The organism is Amycolatopsis thailandensis, assembly GCF_042723255.1.
Classification (GTDB): Bacteria; Actinomycetota; Actinomycetes; order Mycobacteriales; family Pseudonocardiaceae; genus Amycolatopsis; species Amycolatopsis thailandensis.
Window position 1 is genome coordinate 21,711 of the sequence record NZ_JBHXJK010000040.1, and the last position, 22,284, is coordinate 43,994.

The window sequence follows — 22,284 nt, forward strand, 5'->3', positions numbered from 1 at the left end:
TCGCCGTGGCCGTCCGTCAGCCAGGTCTGTTCGGGGGTGGGCAGCATTTCGGTGAGGACCAGGGGCGCGTCCGGGTCCTTTCTGGTCAGACGACGGATGGCCTTCGCCAGGACCGTCCGGACTCGGTCTTCGACTGGGCGAAGGCGAGCTCATCCGCCCGCGGCCGCCAGGTCTCCCGTGCGACGACCAGGCGGTCCACCGTGATCCGCGGGGTGTGCGGCAGGTCGGGGACGGGCTGGAACGCGTCCATCACCAGCCGGGGGTAACCGGACTCGGCGTCGTCGCTTGAGTCGTTCGCCGGATGGTCGGATGCGGCGCAGTGCATGAAGCGACCGGTGGCCGAGAATTCGGCCACCGGTCGCGAAACGAATGCGCCGGATACGGCTATACGTGTCTGCAGCTGTCCGTGGCGGCGGTCAGGTTGTACTCGCCGTACCAGCCATTGCCGATCTGCCGGCCGAGACCGTTGGCACCTCCTGGTGCCCAGGTGTCGTTGTTGGGCTGATAGCGGTACCAGAGGAGTTCCCCGCCGTTCTCGGCACGTGCGCCGTAGAGGGTGTCGGCGCCCGCGGAGAACACGGCGTTGAACATCTGCCAGCCGCCGCCGACGAATTTGCCGTCTTGGCTCCATTTCTGGGTGGTGGCATCGTAGACGTGGCGGAGCAGTTCGCCGGTGGGTGTACGGCCGTAAATGACGCCCTCGCCTGCGGCGACGATCAGGTCGTAGTGGCTCCAGTTGTCTTTGAGGATCCGGTGTTCCCAGGTGCCGGTTGCGGGGTTGTGGTTGCGCCAGTGGAGTTTGCCGTCCGGTTCGATCGTGTAGATGTGTCCCTTGGTGTCCACGGTGATCCGGTTACGGAACTGGGGTGTGGTGTACCGGTCCCAGCCGGTGGGTTCGAGGACCGAGTACTGTCCTCCGCCGGGCGCGGAGTCCCAGCCGGTGCCGTTCCAGCGGAAGCGGCGCAGTTCTCCGGTTCCGGTTGCCTGATAGACGACGCCGTCCGGCCCGGCGACCGTACGGCCACCCAGCCAGCCTTCACCGATGGCTTCGCCGAGACCGTTGGCCCAGGTGTAGTCGCCGTAGCGCGGGCTGGTGTGTTTGTACAGGCGCAGCTGGCCGTCCGGGCGCGTGACGAACACGGGAGCGTCGTACTTGCAGTCGATCTCGAGATCCGGGATGCGGGTGGGGTCCAGCGCGATGGTCTGTTCGGCGACTGGTGCGCAGTTGTACTCCCTGGCGAGTCCGTCCGGGCTGCTGCCACCGGTCGGCAGGCCGAGGCAGCGACGGGACTTGTTGTTGCGCAACAGCGCGCCGTTCAGTACCGGTTCGATTTCCCACACCTGCTGGGTTTTTACCGGATCGCAGTCGTACTGGTAAACCTGCCCGGCATGGGCGCTGTTGTCCGGAACGCCGAGGCAGCGGCGGGTGTGACGGTTGCGCACCAGAACCCCGTTGGTGACCGGTTCGGCCTCCCAGACCCGGTCCGGTTTGGTGGGGTCGCAGCCGATCACGCCGGCGGGTGCCCCGTTGGTGTTGTTCGTGCCCGGTGCGGACAGACAGGCGCCGGTGGTCCCGGTGCGGACTTGCAGGCTGGTGGGGACCGGCCCCAGCTGCCAGACCCGGTCGGTCACACTGGCCACGCAGTCGTACTGGACGACCGGTTTGTTGTTGACGTTGTCCCTGCCGTCGACGGCCAGGCAGCGGCGGGTGAACAGGTTCCGGATCTGCAGCCCGCCGGCGACCGGCTCGAGCAGCCACACGCGGTCGGTGGCGTGGTGGTCGCAGTCGTATTGCTCGACCTGCCGGTTGTTGACGTTGTCCGCTCCGTAGACGGCCAGGCAACGACGGGTGAACCGGTTGCGGATCTGCGTGCCCCCGGGAACCGGCTCGAGCTCCCACACCCGGTCGGTGATGGTCCGGTAGCAGTCGTATTGCTGGGCGGGCAAATTGTTGACGTTGTTGACCCCGTACACCGAGATGCACCGTTTGGTGAACAGGTTGGCGATCTCGACGACCCTGGGCGCGGTCTGCTGCCGGATCCAGTCCGCGATGTCGTCCACCCTGGTCGCCGTCGCCCCGGAGCGGGTTTCGGCCGACCCGAGGCATCCACGCGGGAAGCCGGTGTCGGCGATCGCCAGCAGCTCGGTCCGGCCCGGGGACTCGCGGAAGGCCGGACCCCCGGCGTCACCAGGGCAGAGGCCGGTGTTCGTCGCGGCTGCTGCCAGGTCGAGGCCGGGGTTCTTGACGGTGGTGAGGGAGAAGGCCGCGGTGTGCAGCTGATCGGGCACCCACTGGGTGGTGGTCCGGCCGAAGCCCGCCACCCGTAGTGCCTCGCCCTGTGCCGGTGCGGTTCCTGCGATCGGGATCGGCGGGATGTCGGTGACCGTGGTGGCCAGCTTCGCCAGCACCAGGTTGCGATCGGTACGCGGGACCAGTTCCACGATCGGCAGCACCGCACCGGTGGTCTGCGCCTGATTCGGCCGCCCGATCTTCGCCGTGGTGGGAAGAGCGGGCGCGCCTGGGTTCACCTGTTGCCCTGCCTCGCCGCCGGTGAAGCAGCGGGCCGCTGTCGCCACCCACTGGGGTGCGACCAAGGCCCCGCTGCAGGCCCGATCGCCACCGACCTCGATCTTGACCGCGAACCGGTAGGCGCCGTCCGATGCCGGTGTCCCGCCGGCGATCCCCGCCGCGGGCGTCGCGTCGATCATGCCGACGGCCAAGGCCAGGCAGGACAAGGCGATCAGCGCGCCGGACCGTGACCGACGTCGTTTCAGAAAGCGATCCATGATTACCCCCAGAGAAAACAACGAAATCCACAGCGCTGAGGCTGCAGGAAGTCGCCGGGTCGCTGTTTCGCGAATGCGCAGGTTTGATGAATGTGCTGATGCGGCAAGGTATTTGCCCTTCGGAAGTGTGCGGTGCGACGATATCGAAATCGCCTCTTTTGGGTAACGAATCAGTTGCCCGGTTTCGGTCCGCCGACAGATTGAAGATTGCTGCGAATGGCCCCTTACCTGAATTTTGATGCCGACTTAGTGTTGGTTCTCTGGTGTGGTCGCCAGATTTTCGGCGGATGAACGCCTGTGGTCGGAATTATGAATGTGGGGGATCCGCGAATGTGGAAAGCTATGCCTGGTCCAGGATTTCGAGACGGCGCGCCGAAAACCGTGAAGAAGTTCGTTCGAGCGGAAAATTTTCGCGTGCCAAAGCGCATACTGCCGCTGGTGGCAGTGGTTTCGGCCGCGGCGTTCCTGTCCGCCGGGGCCGCCGAATCCGCCATCGGCGCACCCACGGATGACCTGCCGCCGGCGATCGTGGAGGACTACAGCTATCCCGACGCGGCGAAGATCCTCGCCGAACGAGGAATCAAGCTGATCAAAGGCGATGGCCACATCCTTTTCGCTGACTGCGCGGCGGGTACGGGACAAGCGGAGGTATGGAGCCGGACGAAGGGGCACCTCTGCTTCAAGATCAGCGGTGCCACCGGGCTTCTGACGATGGAGGTTCCCGAGGCCTACCTCATCACGGGCGCGGGCGCGCACACCATCGTGGCCGACATCGTGGTGGACGGTGTTCCCAGCACGGTCACGGTCGCCAAGGGTGAATTCCGGGGGATCGGCGAAGGCAGTGATCCGAACAGCGGTCCGGCGACCCTGCTCGAGTTCCATAGCGCGGCGGCCTGAGATGGGGACCAGGATGGGGCCGCTCAGCAGGCTGATCACGACGACGCTGCTTGTGCTGATGGTCGCCGGTCAGGTCGTCACACCTGGGATGGCGGCCGCTGACCCACCCCCGTCGACAGACCGGCAGCGTGTCCTGGAGTTCTATCGTGGCGGCGGCCTGGCCACGACGCGCGCCGCGGAGGCGGCGCTGCTGGGCACCGACGTCGATCTGAGGGAGTTCCTCGCGACCGGCCAGGCGGTCGCAGCCGAGAACGACGAGCGAGCCAGGATCGCCCGGATCGTCGGCATCAGCGGACGTGGCGTCCGGGATGCGGCGAGCCGAGCGCTCGCCGGTACCGCGGCCGACCGAAAGGCCTTCCTTGACAGCGGTTGGCAGGGGCCCGACGCCGAAGACGTCCGGGTGCGGGTCACGCAGATCCTTTCCGCAGGCGGGCCTGGAGTCAAGGCGGCGGCGCAACAGGCGCTGAACGGCTCGGATGACGATCGTCGGAAGTTCGTCGCGACCGGTCAGTACGCGGCTCGTGACATCGACGACAGGGTGCGGGTCACGCAGATCCTGTCGGCGGGCGGGCCGGAGGTGAAACGCACCGCCGCCATCGCGCTGGCGGGGACGCCGCAAGACCGGCGTGAGTATCTTGAACTGGGTCAGCACGTCGCCAGGGACCGCGATCAGGAGATACTGACCGTCGTCCAGTTGGCCGCGTTCGCGCGGGAAGCCAAGGATCTCGCGGCCGTCGAGACCCAGCAGGCCAAGGACGAGTCGGAGAAGGCCGTCGCTGCCGCCGAACTGGCTCGGCAGGCGGCCGAGGCCGCGGCCGCGGAGACGGCCGCGGCTAAGGATTCGGCGATCACGGCGTCGAACGCGGCCGGCCGGGCCGCCGACGCCGCGAACCGGGCAGCAGAGGCTGCGCGGACCGCGATCGACGCCTCTGCCGCGGCGAGTCAAGCTGCGCGGGTCGCGGCGAGCGCCGCCGCTCGTGCGGCCAACGCGGCGATACTGGCGGGGCAGGCGGCGTCGCGTGCGTACAGGGCCGCCGCGAACGCGGCGACCGACGCGTCGACGGCCGACGCCGCTCGCGCCGCCGCTGTTGACGCGCGCAACGTCGCGGCAAGTGCCAAGCTCGCGGCCGACGCCTCGAAGGCGGCCGGTGACGCTGCGAACGCCGCGGCGGGCGCGTCGAACGCCGCGGGCAGTGCGGCCGCCAATGCGGTAGCTGCCGCGGACGCCGCAGATCAGGCCGCCCGGCAGTCCAATGTAGCCACCGCTGAGGCAGCGCGAGCGAAGCGGGCGGCGGCGCAGGCACGGGCGAAGGCCCAGCAGGCGGTGCGGGCTGCCAACGCGGCTGAAGCTTTGGCGCGGGAGGCGGGCAGTGCCGCGCTGGAGGCCCGGGACGCCGCCAACGCGGCGGCGGCGCATGCGGAAGCGGCTGCGGCTGCGGCGGACGAGGCAGCGAACGCCGCGTGGGACGCAGCTACGGCAGCGAGAAAGGCGACTGAACACGCAAATGCTGCGACAGCCGCCGCCGCCGACGCGACCGCCGCGGCGGACAAGGCGAGCGCCGTCGAAGAGACCGCCCGCCGGACCGAAGCCGCGCAACTCGTCGCCCGGACCGATCTCGCCAAGCAAGAAGCCGCGGAAGCTCGGCAAAAGGAGGACGAGGAACGGGCCACGGCGTTGTTCGACACCCAGGAACAGGCTCGACTGGACGAGGAGACCCAGCGACTGCTCGCCGAGGCGACGGCACCGGGCACCCCTGATGCCATCGCGGTCGCCAACGGCCGCAAGGCGGCGGCCAAACTGGCGAAGCGCGGTGGTCCGTGGACGGTCCAGTTCGCGGTCAACGCACTGGGCGGCACTGACGCCGAAGTCCGTGAATTCGTGTTCCACACCCGAGAACTCGCCGCCGAACAGGACGACCGCGCACGGGTGGAGACTCTCATCGAATACGGCGGCCCGCCGATGAGGGCCGCAGGGGAGGCAGCCCTCGCCGGCACCCACGAGGTGGTGGAAACGTTCCTGCGGACCCAACAGTACGAGGGGCGCGAGAACGACGACCGTGTCCGGATCGCGCAGCTCATGGAAGCGGGAGGACCGGCGACGAAGTCCGCAGCGCAGCAAGCGCTGGCAGGAACCGCGCACGACCGGTTCACCTTCTTGCGCACGGGCCAGTACGAGGCGGCTGAACACGACGACCGCATCGAGGTCACCCGGCGAATGCAGGCCGGTGGCTCCGAGGTGAAAGCCGCTGCCGAGATCGCGCTCGCGGGGCCCCGTTCTTATCTGACCGAGTTCCTGACCGTCGGCTACCCCAAAGCGCGCCAACGAGATCTCGATACAGCCACGCACGTAGCCTCAGTGCGCGGCCACGTCGCCGACGCCGCCGCGTCGGCGGCCGCGGCGAACTCTCTGGCTGCTGAGGCGCAGCGGGTGGCGGCGATCGCCCGCAACGCGGCTGCTGACGCGGAGCGCTACGCGCAGCAAGCGAGCCAGTCGGCGAAGGAAGCCTCCGACTGGGCGACGAAGGCCAAGGAGTCCGCCGACGCGGCGCAAGCCTCGGCGAATGACGCTGCGGAGTCAGCTCGGCAAGCACGCGAAGCCGCCACAGCGGCACAGCAGTCCGCCGCGTCTGCCTCCCGGTCCGCAGTGAGCGCCGCGAGATCGGCGGCGCAGGCCCGTATATCGGCAGCTTCGGCGGCGACGTCGGCCGCCGCCGCCCGGGCGTCTGCGGAAGCGGCGGGCCGGAGCGCCGCGGAGGCGGCGAAAGCCGCGAGAGAAGCCGCCGACTACGCAGCGGAGGCTCAGCGCCTGGCCAGCAAGGCCGAGCGCGCGGCGAATGACGGTGACGAGGACGGCGGCGTCCCACCGGAGCCGATAACCCGCGAGAAGGCCGACGCCATCGTTCAGTTCCTGCGATCCCATTGCCTAGGGCTGAATCCCTCCATCGAGTGCGGCAGGGGCGGTGACGGGCAGGCACTCGGAAAGGCAGTCGCCGTCGAGGTCGCGAACGCGTGCAGGGTCAACGAGTTCTGCCAGACCCGGGAACACCTCGAGTGGATGCTCAACGAGCTGTTCACCAAGTATCTGGTGCAGATCAAGGACGCGTTCGACAAAGGCATGGACTTCGTCTCGACCCTCAGTGGGCTGGTCAATGGGTTGGCGATGAAGGGCCTGCAGAAGGCGATCGCCGACGGCTTGGTCCCGGGGGGACCCAAGGTCGGCGGCTGGCTCGACCCGAGGGCTGTCAAGAAGATTCCCGACAGTTGGGGGCCCGGAACTCCGAACCAAAAGAAAGTCGGCACCAGATGGCATGACCCGGCCAATCCAAGCGGTTCAAATGTCCGGATCGACAAGGGGAACCCGAATCACCAATACCCATCGCAGCAAGTCGATCACGTTCGGATCAACGACAACGGTCGTATAGTCGGCCGCGGTGGGGTGCGGTTCCCAGGCGGAACCAAGGCCGATGACCACCCGAACGAAACACATATCCCACTCGACGAATGGTTGAGATGGCGAACATGGAACAACCCGTGATCCCTCGTATTGGACCCGGAGGACCGTGAATGGTCTGGAATCGGCGATGTGGTAATCCGGTCGAGCCCGGAGGAGTGGTTTTGACATACTGCGCCTTATGGCAGTGACACAGCAGCTCGCCCGTATCCCCCCGCCACAGTTGTCGGCCTGTCGCGACTCCGCCGCGGAGCTGGACGAACTCTGCTCGTTCCGCTCGGCGCCATCGGCGGACTATCTGGATCTGAATTGGTGGCCCAGCGCACTGAAGCGGACTTGGGCACTGATAGGCGTCGACGCACTGTCGCTGGATGTGCTGCACCGCGGCTTCGACGGTGCAGAGGAAGTCAATCCGGCCTACCGGGACTTCCCGAATACGATCTTCGAGCACCCCGTCACAGCTCTGAATCCCGATCAGGTCGCCGAGGTCGCGAATGTGTTACGTGCACTCGCTCCTGAGCGAGTGCACGCCGCCGTGCCCGCAGAACGAGACGAGGCGGCGGCTTCACTGGGGGCCTATGTGCGAGACGTGATAGGCGATCTCGCAGTGTTGCTCGCCGAGCAGCATGCCATTCTGCGTGACTTCTACGACGAAGCCGCCTCCCGCCGACTTGCCATGGTCATGTGGTGGGACTGAGTCGAGAGGGATTTCGTCGGTGCCAGGAACGCTGGGCCCACTGTGGGCCGGCGGAGCGGCGCCAAGTTCGGCTTGCCGCGGACCGACGACGTCAACCGCGGGCCGGCTCGGTCCGAGCCTTCCGAGGCTGACCTGGATCGCTGGATGAGGCTTCTGCCGCGCGAGAGCGGCGACACGGCGCCGAGCCGGCGGGAGTGGGCGGACACACGCCGTCCACGAGGCGGTCGAGGCGGGTCGGCGGGCGTCACCAATGGTAGGAATGCCTGGTGACCGAACCGAATCTGATCGAAGCCGCCGCCGACGAGGCAGTCACCCTCACCAGTGAACTGATCCGCATCGACACCACCAACACCGGTGACCCCGACACGCTGGTCGGTGAACGCGCCGCCGCCGAGTACGTGGCCGAGAAGCTCACCGACGCGGGCTACGAGATCACCTATGTCGAGTCCGGCGGCAAGAACCGCCACAACGTGATCGTCCGGTTGCCGGGCGCAGACCCGTCGCGTGGTGCGCTGCTGATCCACGGTCACCTCGACGCCGTCCCCGCCGACGCCTCGGAGTGGTCGGTGCACCCGTTCTCCGGTGCGATCCAGGACGACTACGTCTGGGGACGCGGTGCTGTCGACATGAAGGACATGTGTGGCATGGCGCTCGCGCTGGCCCGCCACTACAAGATCAACAACATCGTCCCGCCCCGTGACCTGGTCTTCGCGTTCCTCGCCGACGAGGAGGCGGGCGGCAAGTACGGCGCGCAGTGGCTGGTGGAGAACCGGCCCGAGCTGTTCGAGGGCGTCACCGAGGCGATCAGCGAGGTCGGCGGGTTCTCGATCACGCTGAAGGACAACGTCCGCGCGTACCTCATCGAGACGGCCGAAAAGGGCATCCGCTGGATGAAGCTGCGCGTGCGCGGGACCGCGGGCCACGGCTCGATGATCCACCGCGACAACGCCGTCACCAAGCTGTCCGAGGCCGTCGCGAGGCTCGGCAACCACCGCTTCCCGCTGGTCATGACCGACTCCGTCCGCGAGTTCCTCGACGGCGTCACCGAGATCACCGGCTGGGACTTCCCCGAGGACGACATCGAGGGTTCCGTCGCCAAACTCGGCAACATCTCCCGGATGATCGGCGCGACCCTGCGCGACACGGCGAACCCGACGATGCTCACCGCGGGGTACAAGTCGAACGTCATCCCCTCGGTCGCGGAGGCTTCGGTCGACTGCCGGATCCTTCCCGGCCGTCTCGAGGCGTTCAACGCCGAGCTGGAGGAGATCCTCGGCCCGGACATCGAGAAGGAGTGGATGGAGCTCCCGCCGGTCGAGACGACCTTCGACGGCGCCCTCGTCGACGCGATGACCAACGCGGTCCTCGCCGAAGACCCGGGCGCCCGCACGCTCCCGTACATGCTCTCCGGTGGCACGGACGCGAAGTCGTTCCAGTCGCTCGGGATCCGCAACTTCGGATTCGCCCCGTTGCAGCTGCCCGCGGACCTCGACTTCTCGGCGCTGTTCCACGGGGTCGACGAGCGGGTCCCGGTCGACGCGCTGAAGTTCGGCGTGCGCGTGCTCGACCGCTTCCTCCGCTCGGCCTGATGCCCGGTCTGCTGGCCGCCGACGGGACACCCCTGCACTTCGAGCGCTGGGGCGATCCGTCGGCGCCGGTGACCGTCGTACTCCTTCACGGATACGCCCTCGACAGGCGGAGTTGGCGGGCCATTGGACCGGTGCTGGCCGAGGCCGCGGAGGAGCCCCTCGCGGTGCTTGCCTACGACCAGCGCGGCCATGGCGAATCCGGGGAGGTCCGGGCGGAGTCGGCGACGATGGGGCATCTCGCCGACGACCTGGCCGAACTGCTGGACAAGGTGATCCCCAAGGGCAAGGTCGTCCTGGTCGGCCACGACATGGGCGGGCTCGCGATCCTGTCGCTGGCCCAGCGCCATCCGGAAGTCTTCGCGGCAAGGGTGGCGGGAATCGGGCTGCTCGCCATGTCGGCGGGCGGCGTCACCCCGGACGCGATCTGGCCGAACGCGCTCGGGAAGCTCGGCCGGGACCTCGAAATGGTGTTCGGGACGAAGCTCATCGGCCTGGTGCGGGAGCACACGAGCAAGGCGGTGACCGCCGGGCTGCGGTGGTGGCTCTTCGGGGACGACCCGGTGCCCGGCGACGTCGAACTCGCCGTGCGGATGATCCGCGGCAACTGGCCGCAGACGGTGTCGGCGTTCCGCCCCGCTCTGGACGCTTACACGCGGGAATCGGCGTTGTCGCAGGTCGGCGCGGTGCCGGTGACCGCGATCGTGGGGGAGCGGGACAAGCTCGTGCCCACGGCGGACGTCGAAGAACTGGCTGGCGCGGTGGAGAACGGGACGTCCGTGGTGCTGCCCGGGGTGGGGCACGTCGTCCCGCTGGAAGCGGCTCCGCAGGTGGTGCCCCGGCTCTTGGCCCTGGCGAACCGGGCCCGCCGACAAGACTGACGTTCTTGACAAATTCTGTTTTCGGTGGCACCTTCTTGCCATGTTCTCCGTTGCGGTGATCGAGGACGCGGAAGCGGCCGAAGTCTCACTCGACCCGGTCCGGGCCCGGCTGCTGGCCGAACTGGCCGAACCGGCGTCGGCCACGATGCTCGCCGCACGGGTGGATCTGCCGAGACAGAAGGTGAACTACCACCTGCGCGCGCTGGAGAAGCACGGGCTCGTCGAGCTCGTCGAGGAGCGGCGCAAGGGCAACGTCACCGAGCGCATGATGCGCGCGACGGCGTCCTCGTACGTCATCTCGCCGACGGCGCTCTCGGCCGTGCAGCCCGATCCGGCCCAGTCGCCGGACCGCCTCTCCGCGCGCTGGCTGCTCGCGGTCGCGGGCAGGCTGGTGCGCGACGTCGGCCTGCTGATCACCGGCTCCACCAAGGCGCGCAAGCGGGTGGCGACCTTCGCGATCGACGGTGAAGTGCGCTTCTCCTCCGCCGCGGACAGGGCCGCGTTCGCCGAGGAACTCACCGTCGCGATCACGAACCTGGTGGGCAAATACCACGACGAAGGCGCCGAACAGGGCCGCGACCACCGGATCGTCGTCGCCGTCCACCCGAGCGTCGGAACCGAGCCTGAGGAGCGCTGAAGTGGGCCACGAATTCGAGATCTCTGACAGAGTCGAGGTCGACGCGACGCCGGAACAGGTCTGGGACGCGATCGCGACCGGGCCGGGCATCACGTCCTGGTTCATGGGCCGCAACGAAGTCGAAGGCGGCGTCGGCGGCACCGTGAAGACCGCGTTCGGCGGCTACGAACCCTCGTCCGCGATCACCGCCTGGGACCCACTGGAGCGGCTCGTCTACGGCACGGAACCGGAACCGGACGGGAGATTCGTCGCGTACGAGTTCCTCATCGAGGGCCGTTCCGGCGGCAGCACCGTACTGAGGACCGTGACGAGCGGCTTCCTGCCCGGCGACGACTGGGAGGACGAATTCGAGGCGATGACCGCCGGCGGCGAGCTGTTCCTGCGCACCCTGGTCGAGTACCTCAACCGGTTCGCTGGCCGGAAGGCGGTGCCGGTGACGGTGTTCGGGCCGATGATCGAGGACTGGGACAGCGCGTGGCTGGCGCTGGGCCGGGAACTGGGGCTGGCCGGACGGCCGGAGACGGGGGACCGGGTCCGCCTGTCCACCAGTGCGGTGTCCACTGTGGACGGCGAGGTCTACTTCGCGAACGCGCAGACCGTCGGGATCCGGACCCCGGACGCGCTGCTGAGGTTCGTCCGCGGCTTCGTCGGCCCGGTGGTCGTGATGCATCACCTGTTCGGCGACGTCGATTCCGCCGGACAGGACGGGCTTTGGGCCGATTGGCTCGGCCGCGTGTTCAGGTGATGATGCCGGGCAGGGGGGTGGCGGTGCGCTTGCGGCGCAACCACACCCTCCTGGTCCCGTCGGAGTAGAGCCGGACGGTCGAAAGCTCCCATCCGGCGAACTCGGCGTGGATCGACAGCTGCGTCGCCGCCGCCCGCCGGGAAACACCGGGAGGCAGTTGCAGCCGCCGGTATTCCCAATCCCCTTCGACCACCGCCTCGTCCACGACTGTCATGGCGTGATCACCTGGATCCCTTCTCCGATGGCCGAACCGACGACCACGCGGCCGCCTTGCTCGTCGACGGTGACCGAATCTGGCTGCCGCAAGGTGGGGAACCGGTGCTTCTCGATCGGCTCCCCGCCGCGGACGTCGAAGCCGACGACCTCGTTGCGTTCGGTGAGGGTGACCCAGGCGAGGCCACGGGTGCGGTCGTAGGCGATGCCGTACGCCCCGCCGGGGACGGGGTAGCGCTGGCGAAGCAGCAACGGAGTCGTGGAGAACGCCAGGAGCGCTCCCGCTCGCGCGTCGGTGACGAAGACGCGTCCGAGGTCGTCGGTGACGGCGTTGGCGGCGCCGTCACCCGCGCGCAGGCCCTCGCCGATCTTGCCTTCGGTGAGGTCGACGGCGAACAACGCGGTGCGCAGCTTGTCGAGCACGACGACGCCGTCACCGGTGTTCAGCACGTCGTCGGCGCTGTAGATCTGGCCGGTGATGGTCTTCGGGCCGCCGGTCCCGGACAGCACCTCCACGGCCTTGCGGTCCCGCACCGAAACCAGCGTCGCGTCGCCGTCGGCGAGACCGGCCGACGGCTGCCCCGCGACCGGGACCGTCTCCAGCGCGCCACCGGGCAGGGAGACCTTCGCCAGCAGGCTCTTGCTCGGAACGCTCGCGAGCACCTGCGAACCCGACACCGTGAGCCGCTCGGCAGGGCCGGGCAGGGGCACGGTCGTCTTCGGGGCGTCCAGGGCCGCGAGGTCGTAGACACGCAGGGAAGGCGGCTCCGAGACGGCGACGACGAGCGTCTTGCTCGCCTCGTCCGTCACCAGTGCCTTCACCCCCGGCGCGGCGAACACCGAACCGGCGGGCTTGACCGCGACCGCGGGGGAGACCGCCGCTGTCGCCGCGACGGGGTTCTGCACGATCTGCAAGGTGTCGTTCGGTGTGTCGTCCGTACTGCAGGACGAGAGCACCAGGGCACCGGCGAGCGGGATCGCGATCCGGGAAACGGCGGACAGCCGACCCACCTTGGTGCCTCCACCTGCTACTCGTCGAATGGACCTCTCCAGCATCCTCCTGGAACCCCACCGCGTCACGTCTGTGTCACCCAACAGTCACCTAATCCAGTATTCGAGAGGCTCAAAGGCCGCGTTCCGGGTACCCGACCTCGATCGCGCTGACGTCGTCGAGCGCCGATCGGATGGCGGGCGGGAGCGTGATCTCCTCGGCCGTGAGCGAACCGGTCAGCTGACCGGTGTCACGGGCCCCGACCACGGGCGCGACCACTCCGGGCCGGTCACGGACCCAGGCCAGCGCGACGGCCAGCGGTGAGGTCCCGAGGCCGTCGGCGGCCGTCGCGACCGCCTGCACGATCCGGGCCGCGCGATCGGTCCGGTGATGTTCGACATAGCCCGCGAAAACGCTCGAAGCGCCGCGCGAATCGGCGGGCGTCCCGGTGCGGTACTTGCCGGTGAGCACGCCCCGGCCTAACGGCGCCCAAGGCAGGAGCCCGATGCCGTGGTGCTCCGCGGCGGGGACGACCTCACGGTCGACCCCGCGCTCCAGCAGCGAGTACTCGACCTGCGTCGAGACCAGGGGAGCGACGGCGGAACTGCGGGACGCGGCGGTCGCCAGCTGCCAGCCGGAGTAGTTGGAGACGCCGACGTAGCGGGCCTTCCCGCTGTTCACGGCGTATTCGAGCGCCGCGAGGGTCTCGTCGACCGGCACGGTGGTGTCCCACGCGTGCAGCTGCCACAGGTCGATGTGGTCGGTGCCGAGACGGCGCAGCGAACCTTCGAGCGCGCTCAGCAGGGCGCCGCGCGAGGCCCCGCCGCCGAACGGGCCGTCGGTGCGGCGGGCGACGGCCTTGGTGGCGAGCACGATGTCGTCCCGGGGCACGAGGTCGCCGAGCAACCCTCCGAGGACGCGTTCGCTCTCGCCTTCACCGTAGATGTCGGCGGTGTCGACCAGGGTGCCCCCGGCGTCGACGAACGCGACCAGCTGGCTGGCCGCCTCCTCCGAGTCGGTGTCGCCACCCCACGTCATGGTCCCGAGGGCCATCCGCGAGACCCGCAGTCCCGACCGGCCGAGCTGTCGCTTTTCCACGACGGGCGAGCCTAGCCGGAAGGCAAGTGCGGGACGCGGAGCAGGTGAGCGTGTCGTGATCGAGTACCACCGGGCGGGTCATCGGCTGTCAACACCCTGAACGGAGGAGTGACACTCCGATGGATACATTCACGCCGTGCGACTCGGACTGAACTTGGGCTATTGGGGCGCGGGAAACGACGCGGCCAACCTGGCATTGGCGAAGAAGGCGGACGAACTGGACTACGCGGTCGTCTGGGCCGCGGAGGCGTACGGCTCGGACGCCCCGACGGTGCTGTCCTGGGTGGCGGCGCAGACCTCACGCATCGACGTGGGCAGCGCGGTCCTCCAGATCCCGGCGCGGACACCGGCGATGACCGCGATGACCGCTGCGACCCTGGACACGCTCTCGGGCGGCCGGTTCCGTCTCGGCCTCGGCGTCTCCGGTCCGCAGGTCTCCGAGGGCTGGCACGGCGTGAAGTTCGCGTCGCCGCTCGGCCGCACGCGCGAGTACGTCGAGATCGTCCGCAAGGCGCTGAGCCGTCACCGGGTCAAGTACGAGGGCGAGCACTTCCAGCTGCCCCTGCCCGGCGGACCCGGCAAGGCACTGACCCTGACCGTGCACCCGGTTCGCGAAGAGATCCCCGTGTACCTGGCCGCCATCGGCCCGAAGAACCTCGAACTGACCGGTGAGATCGCGAACGGCTGGCTGCCGGTGTTCTTCTCGCCCGAGCACGCCGGTGAGCAGCTGAAACTGATCCAGGCGGGGGCGGACAAGGCCGGGCGCTCCCTCGACGGCTTCGACGTCGTCCCCACCGTCCCGCTCGTGGTCGGTGACGACTGGAAGGCCTGTGCCGACGCGGTCCGCGGGTACGCGGCGCTGTACATCGGCGGAATGGGCAGCCGCGAGAAGAACTTCTACAACCAGCTCGCCTGCCGGATGGGCTTCGAACGCGAAGCGGCCGACGTCCAGCAGAAGTACCTGGGCAGGGACTACGAGGGCGCCATGGCGGCCGTCCCGCTGGAGTTCATCGACGCGACGTCGCTGCTGGGACCCAAGGAACGGATCGCCGAGCGGATGCGTGCCTTCGCCGAGGCAGGCGTCACCACCTTGACCGTCGCACCCTCGATGCCCGACCCCGAGAGCTCCGCACACGCTCTCGAGGTCGCGGCCGAAGCGATCGAACTGGCCGGTGTCGCCTGATGGGCTGGTTCGAAGCACTGGTCCTCGGCCTCGTCCAGGGCCTGACCGAGTTCCTGCCGATCTCGTCCAGCGCGCACCTGCGGATCACCGCGGCGCTCGCCGGCTGGGACGACCCGGGCGCCGCGTTCACCGCGGTCACCCAGATCGGCACCGAACTCGCGGTCATCCTGTACTTCTCGACCAAGATCGGGAAGATCCTCCGCGCCTGGTTCTTCTCGATCTACAAGAAGGACTGGCGACAGGACCCCGACGCCCGGCTCGGCTGGCTGATCATCGTCGGTTCACTGCCGATCGTGGTGCTGGGCCTGCTGTTGCAGGACGCCATCGACGAGTCCTTCCGTGACCTGCGGATCACCGCGACCACGCTGATCGTGTTCGGCCTGATCCTGCTGGTGGCCGACCGCATCGGGAAGCAGCAGCGCACGCTCGACCACCTGACCGTGCCGCACGGTCTCGGGTTCGGGTTCGCACAGGCGCTGGCGCTGATCCCGGGCGTCTCCCGTTCCGGCGGTACCACCAGTGCGGGGCTGTTGCTGGGCTACACCCGCGCGGAGGCCGCGGAGTACTCGTTCCTGCTGGCGCTGCCGGCGGTGTTCGGCTCGGGCCTCTACAAGCTGACCGACATCGGCAAGGACGGCGCCCCGGCGCAGTGGGGGCCGACGATCCTGGCCACGCTGGTCGCGTTCGGCGTCGGCTACGCGGTCATCGCCTGGCTGATGTCCTACATCAAGACCAAGAGCTTCGTGCCGTTCGTGATCTACCGGCTCGTGCTCGGTGTCCTGCTGTTCGTGCTGATCTTCGCCGGCGTCCTGGACCCGCAGGCCGGCCCGCACGTGTAACCCCTCGCATTTAGTCCTCTGATTGCGGTAGTTGCAACGCGCAAGGACCGCATTCAGAGGACTGAACGCGGGAGCGGGCAAAGCACGACACGTAGGGTGGGCCACGTGAGTACTGTGATCCTTCTGCGCCACGGCAAGTCCACGGCGAACGGTTCGGGCGTCCTCGCCGGGCGCACGCCCAAGGTCGGCTTGGACGAGACCGGTCAGGCGCAGGCGGCCGCGCTCGTCGAGCGCCTGGCGCCGGTCCCGCTCGCCGAGCTGGTGGTCTCGCCGATGCTCCGCTGCCGCCAGACGGTCGCGAAGCTGGCCGAGGCGCGCGGCCTGGACAAGGTCAAAGAGCCCGGTTTGTCCGAAGTGGACTACGGCGAATGGACCGGTCGCGCGCTCAAGGATCTGGTCAAGGAACCCCTGTGGCGGGTCGTGCAGGCGCATCCGTCGGCCGCGGTCTTCCCCGGCGGCGAAGGCCTGGCCGAGATGCAGGCCCGCTCGGTCGCGGCCGTCCGCGCGCACGACGCCCGGATCACCGCGAAGCACGGCGAGAACGCGGTCTGGCTCCTGTGCAGCCACGGCGACGTGATCAAGTCGATCCTCGCCGACGCGCTCGGCCAGCATCTCGACTCCTTCCAGCGGATCGTGGTCGACCCGGCGTCGGTCTCGGTCGTCCGCTACACCGAGACTCGTCCGTTCGTGTTGCGGGTCAACGACAACGGCGGCGACCTGGCCGGAATCGCCCCACCCGAACCGAAGGCGAAAGCCAAGCGCGGCAAGGGAAAGCAGAGCTCCGACGCGGTGGTGGGCGGTACCACCGGAGCGTGACCATCGCAGTCGGTGGCATCACCGCCACGGACGGCATCCACCGGCCCCTCACTGCCCGTAAGGTGGCCAGAACAGCAGATTCGACGACCCGGGAGCAACACCGATGATTTCGCAGGACAACCCGTTCGCCGCGCCGAGTGAGCTGCCCTACTCCCTTCCTCCGTTCGACCGGATCGCCGACGAGCACTTCCTTCCCGCCTTCGAAGCGGGTCTGGCCGAGCACACCGCCGAGATCGAGGAGATCGCCGGCTCGGCCGAGCCGCCGACCTTCGAGAACACCATCGTCGCGCTCGAGAAGTCCGGCAGGCTGCTGTCCCGTGTGTCCAGCGTGTTCTTCAACCTCGCCGGATCGAACGCGAACGACGAGATCCAGCGCGTGCAGGCCGAGATGGCGCCGCGGCTGGCCGCGCACGCCGACGCCATCAACCTGAACCCGGCGCTGTTCGCCCGGATCAACACCCTGTTCGAGCGCAAGGACGAACTCGGCCTCGGCACCGAGTCGCTCCGCCTGCTGGAGCGTCATCACACCGACGTCCGCCGCGCGGGCGCCGGACTTCCCGAAGCCGACCAGAAACGCCTGCGCGAGCTGAACGAGCAGCTTTCGACCCTGTCGACCCGTTTCCAGCAGAACCTCCTGAAGGACACCAACGACCTCGCCGTGGTCGTCGACGACGTCTCGGAACTCGCGGGGCTGAGCGAGGACGAGATCGCCACTGCCGCCGAAACCGCGGGGGAGAAGGGCAAGTACGTCCTCAAGCTGACCCTGCCGACAGCGCAGGCGGCTTTGGCCCCGTTGGAGGACCGCGCGCTGCGCGAGCGGATCTTCACCGCGTCGGTGTCCCGCGGCAACCGGGGCAACGAGTTCGACAACAACGAGGTCGTCGCCCGGATGGTCCGGCTGCGCGCCGAGCGGGCCGCCGTGCTCGGTTTCCCCGACCACGCCTCGTACGTCATCGAGGACGAGACCGCGAAGACGGCGCAAGCCGCGGTGGGACTGCTCGAACGCCTCGCCCCGGTCGCGGCCGCCAACGCCAAGGCGGAGGCCGAAGAGCTGCAGCGCTACCTCGAAGCCGACATCCCGGGCGCGATCCTGCGGCCGTGGGACTGGTCGTTCTACGCCGAACGCGTCCGCAAGGACCGGTTCGAGGTCGACACCGCCGCGCTGCGCCCGTACTTCGAGCTGAACCGGGTGCTGGCCGACGGCGTCTTCTTCGCCGCGTCCAAGCTGTACGGCCTGAGCTTCACCGAGCGGGAAGACCTGCCGAAGTACCACCCCGAGGTCCGGATCTTCGAGGTCTTCGACGCCGACGGCACGGCACTCGGCCTGTTCCTACTCGACTACTACGCCCGCGATTCGAAGCGCGGCGGCGCCTGGATGAACAACTTCGTCGACCAGACGAAACTCCTGGGCACCAAGACGGTCGTGGTGAACGTGCTCAACGTCGCCAGGCCGCCGGCGGGGGAGCCGACCCTGCTGACCTTCGACGAGGTCGTGACCGCCTTCCACGAGTTCGGGCACGCGCTGCACTCGCTGCTGTCCGACGTCGAGTTCCCGATGTTCTCCGGCACCAACGTCCCGCGTGACTTCGTCGAGTACCCCTCGCAGGTCAACGAGATGTGGATGCTGTGGCCCGAGGTGCTGGCCAACTACGCCAAGCACCACGTGACCGGTGAGCCGCTGCCGCAGGAGCAGGTCGACAAGCTCCTGGCGTCGCAGCAGTACGGCGAAGGCTTCTCGACGACCGAGTACCTCGCGGCTTCACTCCTCGACCAGGCGTGGCACGGGCTCGGCACCGAGGACAAGGTCGACGACGTCCAGCGGTTCGAGGCCGAGGCGCTGACCAAGGCCGGTGTCGCGCTGGAAGCCGTGCCGCCGCGCTACCGCACCACCTACTTCGCGCACATCTTCAGCGGCGGCTACAGCGCCGGGTACTACTCCTACATCTGGAGCGAGGTCCTCGACGCCGACACCGTCCAGTGGTTCCGCGAGAACGGCGGGCTCAGCAGGGAGAACGGCGACCACTTCCGCCGCGAACTGCTCGGCCGGGGAGGCAGCATCGACCCGATGGCCGCCTTCCGCGCGTTCCGCGGCCGCGACCCGGAGATCGAGCCGCTGCTCAAGCGCCGCGGTCTTTCCGGGGCCTGACCCGCCTGACGGTTCCCCCGCCCGGACACCCCCAGTGCCCAGGCGGGGGAACCGCGTTCAGCCGGCGAGTTCGGCGACGGCCGCGACCACGTCGTCCACCTCTCGCTCCGTGTTGTAGTAGTGCGGGCTCAGCCGCAGGCACCAGTCGACGTCCTTGTCCCCGAAGTCGAATTGCGCGAATTCCCGGTAGCTGAGTGCCGAGTTGATCCTCCGGGCGTCCATGGCCTCCTTGAAGGGGACGGCTTCCCAGCCCTTGATCGAGAACGTCACCAGCGCGCCCAGTTCCGGACCCCGGTCGAGCACCTGGACGCCCGAGAGATCGCCGAGGCCCGCACGCAGTCGAGCCGCGAGCGCGGGGGTGCGCCGTGAGATCGCCTCCAGGCCGACCTCACGGGCGTACTTCGCGGCGGCGGCGCAGCCGAGCACCGCGGCGTACGGGAACTCCCATTCCTCGAACCGGGCGGCCGACGCCGCGGCTTCGTACTCGCCGGGCGCGTTCCACCGGGCACCGTGCATGTCGATGAACAGCGGCTCGTGCCCGGCTTCGAGGAAGCGGTCGGAGACGAACAAGAACCCCGAACCGCGAGGACCGCGGAGGAACTTGCGGCAGGTCGAGGTGAGCAGATCGGCGCCGATCTCCTCGACGTCGACGGGATACTGGCCGACCGACTGGCAGGCGTCGACGAGGTAGAGGAGTTCGAGCTCCCGGCAGTGCCGTCCGATCCCGGCGACCGGCTGGACCAGTCCCGAGTTGGTCGGGATGTGCGTAGCGGCGACCAATTTCGGCCTTTGCGCGCGCATCAGCGCGGCCATCGCATTGACGTCGACGCCGCCTTCGGGAGCGTCCGGTGCGTGCACCACCTCGACCCCGAATCGCTTTCGCAGCGACAAGAACGCGATCTGGTTTGAGATGAAGTCGTTGCGGGTGGTGAGGACGACGTCGCCGGGTTCGAACCGGATCGAGGACAGCGCGGTGGAGTAGGCGTGGGTGGCGCTCGCCGCGAAGGCGATGTTGCGCGGCCTCGCGTTGATCAAAGCGGCGATCTCGCGGTAGAAACCGGCGACCTCGTCCGCCTGTGCGGCAGCGGCCTCGTAACCGCCGATCCCGGCTTCGAGATTCAAATGATCGAGCATCGTCTTCAGGACCGGCTTCGCCAGAAGCCCGCAGCCCGCGTTGTTGAAATGGACGACCTTCTCGCTGCCGGGGGTGTCCGCCCGCAGGGCCGGAACGTCCAGTAGTGATTCCGTCCCGGGTCCAGTAGCACTATCATGTTCTTTCATGTCGGATAGTAGCACTTCCGCGCTCGTTGCCCAGCTGCGCTCGCTGGTCCGTGCGGCGGCGTCGGGGGACCGGTTGCCCAGCAGCCGCGAGCTGATCGAGCGCTACCGGGTCGGCCCGGTGACGGTCTCTCGCGCGATCGCCCAGCTGGCCGCCGAAGGCGTGGTCGTGACCCGTCCCGGCAGCGGGACGTACGTGGCGGTCAAACCGACGAAGGCGGGGGAACCGCTCGACACGGCGTGGCAGACCGTCGCGCTGACCGACCGCAGTGTCGACACCAGGTCCCTCACCGGCACCCTCGGCCCGCCGCCCGACGGCGCGATCCTCCTCGACGGCGGTTATCCGCACCGCTCCCTGCAAGCGACCAGGTTCCTGAGCGCGGCACTCGCCCGGGCGGGCAGGCGGCCGGACGCCTGGGACCGCGCGCCCGCCACCGGCCTGACCGCGCTGAGGTCGGTGTTCGCGGGACCGGCGGCCGCGTCGCCGGACGACGTCCTGATCACCGCCGGAGGGCAGAGCGGGCTGTCGATGGCGTTCCGCGCCATCGCGGCACCCGGAAGCCCGGTGCTCGTCGAATCGCCGACCTACCCGGGAGCGCTCGCCGCGGCGCGGGCGGCGGGGCTCCGCCCGGTGCCGGTGCCGATCGACGACGACGGCGTCCGCCCGGACCTGCTCGCCGAGGCGTTCGCGATGACCGGCGCCCGGCTCTTCTACTGCCAGCCCACGTTTCACAACCCGACCGGGACAGTGCTCGCGGCCGAGCGCCGCACCCGGGTGCTGGAGGTGGCCAGGGCGGCGGGGGCGTTCGTGCTGGAGGACGACTTCGCCCGCCACCTGTCGCACGGGACCACGGCGCCGCGTCCGCTGATCACCGACGACCGCGACGGCACCGTCGTCCACCTGACTTCGCTCACCAAGGCCGCCGCGCCGAGCCTTCGGATCGGGGCGTTGATCGCGCGAGGACCGGTTCTCGGCCGGATGAAGGCGATCCGGCGGGTCGACGACTTCTTCGTCTCCCGGCCGTTGCAGGAGGCGGCCCTCGAACTGCTCAGTGCGCCGTCCTGGGAACGTCACGTGCGGAAACTGGGCGCCGGACTGCGGGAACGGTGTGTCAAGGCGGCGGCGGAGCTGGCGAGGGAGTGTCCTGAGTGGACCGTCGCGCGCCTTCCCTCGGGAGGGTTGCACCTTTGGGTGCGGCTGCCGGAGGGGAGTGACGCGAACGCGCTCGCCCGTGCCGCCAGAGAGCGAGGAGTCGTCGTCGGGGCAGGGGAGCGCTTCTTCGCCGCCGAGCCGGCCGGATCGTTCCTGCGACTGGGCTTCGCCGCCACGGCCGACCTCGCCGAACTCGCCGAAGGCATCCGGCGACTCGGGAGAAATGTATAACGACCTATACGGCGTCGGTCAGGCCAAGATCATTTCGAGAGCCAGGTAAACACCACCACCGAGGACAACACCGGCGGCCGTCCCGGCGGTGACCTCGGCCCTGGTGTGGTCGCCGAGTTCGACGCGCGACCAGCAGACCCAGCCGACGCCGAGGAAGACCAGCCCCAGCCATGGGCCGTAGACGCGGATCAGCATCACGGCCGCGCCTGCCGCCACCATCGCGTGCATCGAGATCTTGAACTTCCACCCGAAGGTGATCGCGAGCGCGGCGACCAGACAGACCAGTTCGGCGGCCGCGAGCGCGATCATCTCGTGCGGGGCGTTTCCGATGACGAGCAGGATGAATCCGGCGGCCAGCGAGCCGATGCAGACCGCGAACGGAACGAGCCTGCCCGCTCGATCGGTGACGTGGTGGCTGTCCCACTTGCCCTTCTTGGCGCCACGCACGATCACCGCCATCGGGATCAGCGAGCCGGTGACACCGACGATGAGACCCCAGAGCAAGGTCTCGCCGAGGTGGTACCCGGTGACCTTCCAGGCGACGATCAGCGGAAGGCCGAGCACCCAGACCCAGGGTGCGAGCACCTCGGTCGCGATCCGCGCGAGCCGTCGGCGGGTCCCGGGCGCTTCCGTGGACTGGGTCGGCATGGCAGGT

General features: G+C 68.8%; 19 protein-coding genes. 12 read left to right on the plus strand and 7 right to left on the minus strand.

Features of this window, described 5'->3' with window-relative positions:
* Nucleotides 1-85 precede the first annotated feature (85 nt).
* Both ACFWMR_RS18000 and ACFWMR_RS18005 read right to left on the minus strand, forming a co-directional pair.
* Entirely contained in the window at nucleotides 86-355 is a 270-nt protein-coding gene (locus ACFWMR_RS18000) for a hypothetical protein (RefSeq protein WP_378379156.1), read from the minus strand.
* Between the two features lie 29 nt (nucleotides 356-384).
* Complete coding sequence (locus ACFWMR_RS18005; protein ID WP_378379157.1) at nucleotides 385-2,787, minus strand: ricin-type beta-trefoil lectin domain protein; 2,403 nt, start codon at nucleotides 2,785-2,787, stop codon at nucleotides 385-387.
* A gap of 381 nt (nucleotides 2,788-3,168) precedes the next feature.
* Here ACFWMR_RS18005 and ACFWMR_RS18010 point away from each other — a divergent pair, with 381 nt between their 5' ends.
* From ACFWMR_RS18010 to ACFWMR_RS18040, 7 genes are all read left to right on the plus strand, one after another.
* A complete protein-coding gene (locus ACFWMR_RS18010; protein ID WP_378379158.1) occupies nucleotides 3,169-3,684 on the plus strand; it encodes a hypothetical protein in 516 nt (171 codons plus the stop codon).
* A gap of 13 nt (nucleotides 3,685-3,697) precedes the next feature.
* On the plus strand, nucleotides 3,698-7,219 hold the full coding sequence (locus ACFWMR_RS18015; RefSeq protein ID WP_378379159.1) for an ALF repeat-containing protein: 3,522 nt from the start codon (nucleotides 3,698-3,700) through the stop codon (nucleotides 7,217-7,219).
* Nucleotides 7,220-7,316: 97 nt separating this feature from the next.
* Complete coding sequence (locus ACFWMR_RS18020; protein WP_378379160.1) at nucleotides 7,317-7,832, plus strand: hypothetical protein; 516 nt, start codon at nucleotides 7,317-7,319, stop codon at nucleotides 7,830-7,832.
* Between the two features lie 266 nt (nucleotides 7,833-8,098).
* Nucleotides 8,099-9,421, plus strand: coding sequence for a M20/M25/M40 family metallo-hydrolase (locus tag ACFWMR_RS18025; protein WP_093935191.1), 1,323 nt, complete (start codon nucleotides 8,099-8,101; stop codon nucleotides 9,419-9,421).
* A complete protein-coding gene (locus tag ACFWMR_RS18030) occupies nucleotides 9,421-10,299 on the plus strand; it encodes an alpha/beta fold hydrolase (RefSeq protein ID WP_378379161.1) in 879 nt (292 codons plus the stop codon). Before ACFWMR_RS18025 ends, ACFWMR_RS18030 begins: the two co-directional genes overlap by 1 nt.
* Nucleotides 10,300-10,339: 40 nt before the next feature.
* Entirely contained in the window at nucleotides 10,340-10,936 is a 597-nt protein-coding gene (locus ACFWMR_RS18035; protein ID WP_093935189.1) for a winged helix-turn-helix domain-containing protein, read from the plus strand.
* Nucleotide 10,937: 1 nt separating this feature from the next.
* A complete protein-coding gene (locus ACFWMR_RS18040) occupies nucleotides 10,938-11,681 on the plus strand; it encodes an SRPBCC family protein (RefSeq protein ID WP_378379162.1) in 744 nt (247 codons plus the stop codon).
* On the opposite strand, the gene ACFWMR_RS18045 is transcribed toward ACFWMR_RS18040, so the two are convergent.
* The 3 genes from ACFWMR_RS18045 to ACFWMR_RS18055 form a co-directional block, all read right to left on the minus strand.
* Complete coding sequence (locus ACFWMR_RS18045) at nucleotides 11,674-11,895, minus strand: DUF5703 family protein (protein ID WP_093935187.1); 222 nt, start codon at nucleotides 11,893-11,895, stop codon at nucleotides 11,674-11,676. The two genes, ACFWMR_RS18040 and ACFWMR_RS18045, sit on opposite strands and share 8 nt — an antisense overlap.
* A complete protein-coding gene (locus ACFWMR_RS18050) occupies nucleotides 11,892-12,905 on the minus strand; it encodes a YncE family protein (RefSeq protein WP_378379164.1) in 1,014 nt (337 codons plus the stop codon). The genes ACFWMR_RS18045 and ACFWMR_RS18050 overlap by 4 nt, the downstream gene beginning before the upstream one ends.
* A gap of 112 nt (nucleotides 12,906-13,017) precedes the next feature.
* Nucleotides 13,018-13,983 carry an aldo/keto reductase gene (locus tag ACFWMR_RS18055; protein WP_167406181.1) on the minus strand — a complete coding sequence of 322 codons (966 nt, stop codon included), beginning with the start codon at nucleotides 13,981-13,983 and terminating at the stop codon, nucleotides 13,018-13,020.
* A gap of 136 nt (nucleotides 13,984-14,119) precedes the next feature.
* Here ACFWMR_RS18055 and ACFWMR_RS18060 point away from each other — a divergent pair, with 136 nt between their 5' ends.
* The 4 genes from ACFWMR_RS18060 (at nucleotide 14,120) to ACFWMR_RS18075 (ending at nucleotide 18,967) form a co-directional block, all read left to right on the plus strand.
* Nucleotides 14,120-15,166, plus strand: a complete 1,047-nt coding sequence (locus tag ACFWMR_RS18060) for an LLM class F420-dependent oxidoreductase (protein ID WP_378379165.1) — start codon at nucleotides 14,120-14,122, stop codon at nucleotides 15,164-15,166.
* Complete coding sequence (locus tag ACFWMR_RS18065) at nucleotides 15,166-16,005, plus strand: undecaprenyl-diphosphate phosphatase (protein ID WP_093935183.1); 840 nt, start codon at nucleotides 15,166-15,168, stop codon at nucleotides 16,003-16,005. Before ACFWMR_RS18060 ends, ACFWMR_RS18065 begins: the two co-directional genes overlap by 1 nt.
* A 105-nt stretch (nucleotides 16,006-16,110) precedes the next feature.
* Nucleotides 16,111-16,821: a histidine phosphatase family protein gene (locus ACFWMR_RS18070; protein ID WP_093935232.1), complete on the plus strand. Its 711-nt coding sequence runs from the start codon at nucleotides 16,111-16,113 to the stop codon at nucleotides 16,819-16,821.
* A 103-nt stretch (nucleotides 16,822-16,924) separates the two neighbouring features.
* Nucleotides 16,925-18,967 carry a M3 family metallopeptidase gene (locus ACFWMR_RS18075; RefSeq protein ID WP_378379166.1) on the plus strand — a complete coding sequence of 681 codons (2,043 nt, stop codon included), beginning with the start codon at nucleotides 16,925-16,927 and terminating at the stop codon, nucleotides 18,965-18,967.
* A 57-nt stretch (nucleotides 18,968-19,024) separates the two neighbouring features.
* Here the strand turns inward: ACFWMR_RS18075 and ACFWMR_RS18080 are convergent, their stop codons facing one another.
* Nucleotides 19,025-20,248, minus strand: coding sequence for an aminotransferase class V-fold PLP-dependent enzyme (locus ACFWMR_RS18080; RefSeq protein WP_378379167.1), 1,224 nt, complete (start codon nucleotides 20,246-20,248; stop codon nucleotides 19,025-19,027).
* Between ACFWMR_RS18080 and ACFWMR_RS18085 the strand changes: the two genes are divergently transcribed.
* Nucleotides 20,247-21,629, plus strand: coding sequence for an aminotransferase-like domain-containing protein (locus ACFWMR_RS18085; protein WP_378379168.1), 1,383 nt, complete (start codon nucleotides 20,247-20,249; stop codon nucleotides 21,627-21,629). The genes ACFWMR_RS18080 and ACFWMR_RS18085 overlap by 2 nt on opposite strands.
* A gap of 18 nt (nucleotides 21,630-21,647) precedes the next feature.
* On the opposite strand, the gene ACFWMR_RS18090 is transcribed toward ACFWMR_RS18085, so the two are convergent.
* Nucleotides 21,648-22,277: a hypothetical protein gene (locus ACFWMR_RS18090; protein ID WP_378379169.1), complete on the minus strand. Its 630-nt coding sequence runs from the start codon at nucleotides 22,275-22,277 to the stop codon at nucleotides 21,648-21,650.
* Nucleotides 22,278-22,284: the final 7 nt, after the last annotated feature.

Excerpts from the sequence above, each read along its gene's own strand:
- ACFWMR_RS18005 (WP_378379157.1), bottom strand. The coding sequence starts at position 2,787 with ATGGATCGCTTTCTGAAACGACGTCGGTCACGGTCCGGCGCGCTGATC.
- ACFWMR_RS18015 (WP_378379159.1), top strand. The coding sequence starts at position 3,698 with ATGGGGCCGCTCAGCAGGCTGATCACGACGACGCTGCTTGTGCTGATG.
- ACFWMR_RS18020 (WP_378379160.1), top strand. The coding sequence starts at position 7,317 with ATGGCAGTGACACAGCAGCTCGCCCGTATCCCCCCGCCACAGTTGTCG.
- ACFWMR_RS18030 (WP_378379161.1), top strand. The coding sequence starts at position 9,421 with ATGCCCGGTCTGCTGGCCGCCGACGGGACACCCCTGCACTTCGAGCGC.
- ACFWMR_RS18035 (WP_093935189.1), top strand. The coding sequence starts at position 10,340 with ATGTTCTCCGTTGCGGTGATCGAGGACGCGGAAGCGGCCGAAGTCTCA.
- ACFWMR_RS18045 (WP_093935187.1), bottom strand. The coding sequence starts at position 11,895 with ATGACAGTCGTGGACGAGGCGGTGGTCGAAGGGGATTGGGAATACCGG.
- ACFWMR_RS18065 (WP_093935183.1), top strand. The coding sequence starts at position 15,166 with ATGGGCTGGTTCGAAGCACTGGTCCTCGGCCTCGTCCAGGGCCTGACC.
- ACFWMR_RS18075 (WP_378379166.1), top strand. The coding sequence starts at position 16,925 with ATGATTTCGCAGGACAACCCGTTCGCCGCGCCGAGTGAGCTGCCCTAC.
- ACFWMR_RS18085 (WP_378379168.1), top strand. The coding sequence starts at position 20,247 with ATGTCGGATAGTAGCACTTCCGCGCTCGTTGCCCAGCTGCGCTCGCTG.
- ACFWMR_RS18080 (WP_378379167.1), bottom strand. The coding sequence starts at position 20,248 with ATGAAAGAACATGATAGTGCTACTGGACCCGGGACGGAATCACTACTG.
- ACFWMR_RS18090 (WP_378379169.1), bottom strand. The coding sequence starts at position 22,277 with ATGCCGACCCAGTCCACGGAAGCGCCCGGGACCCGCCGACGGCTCGCG.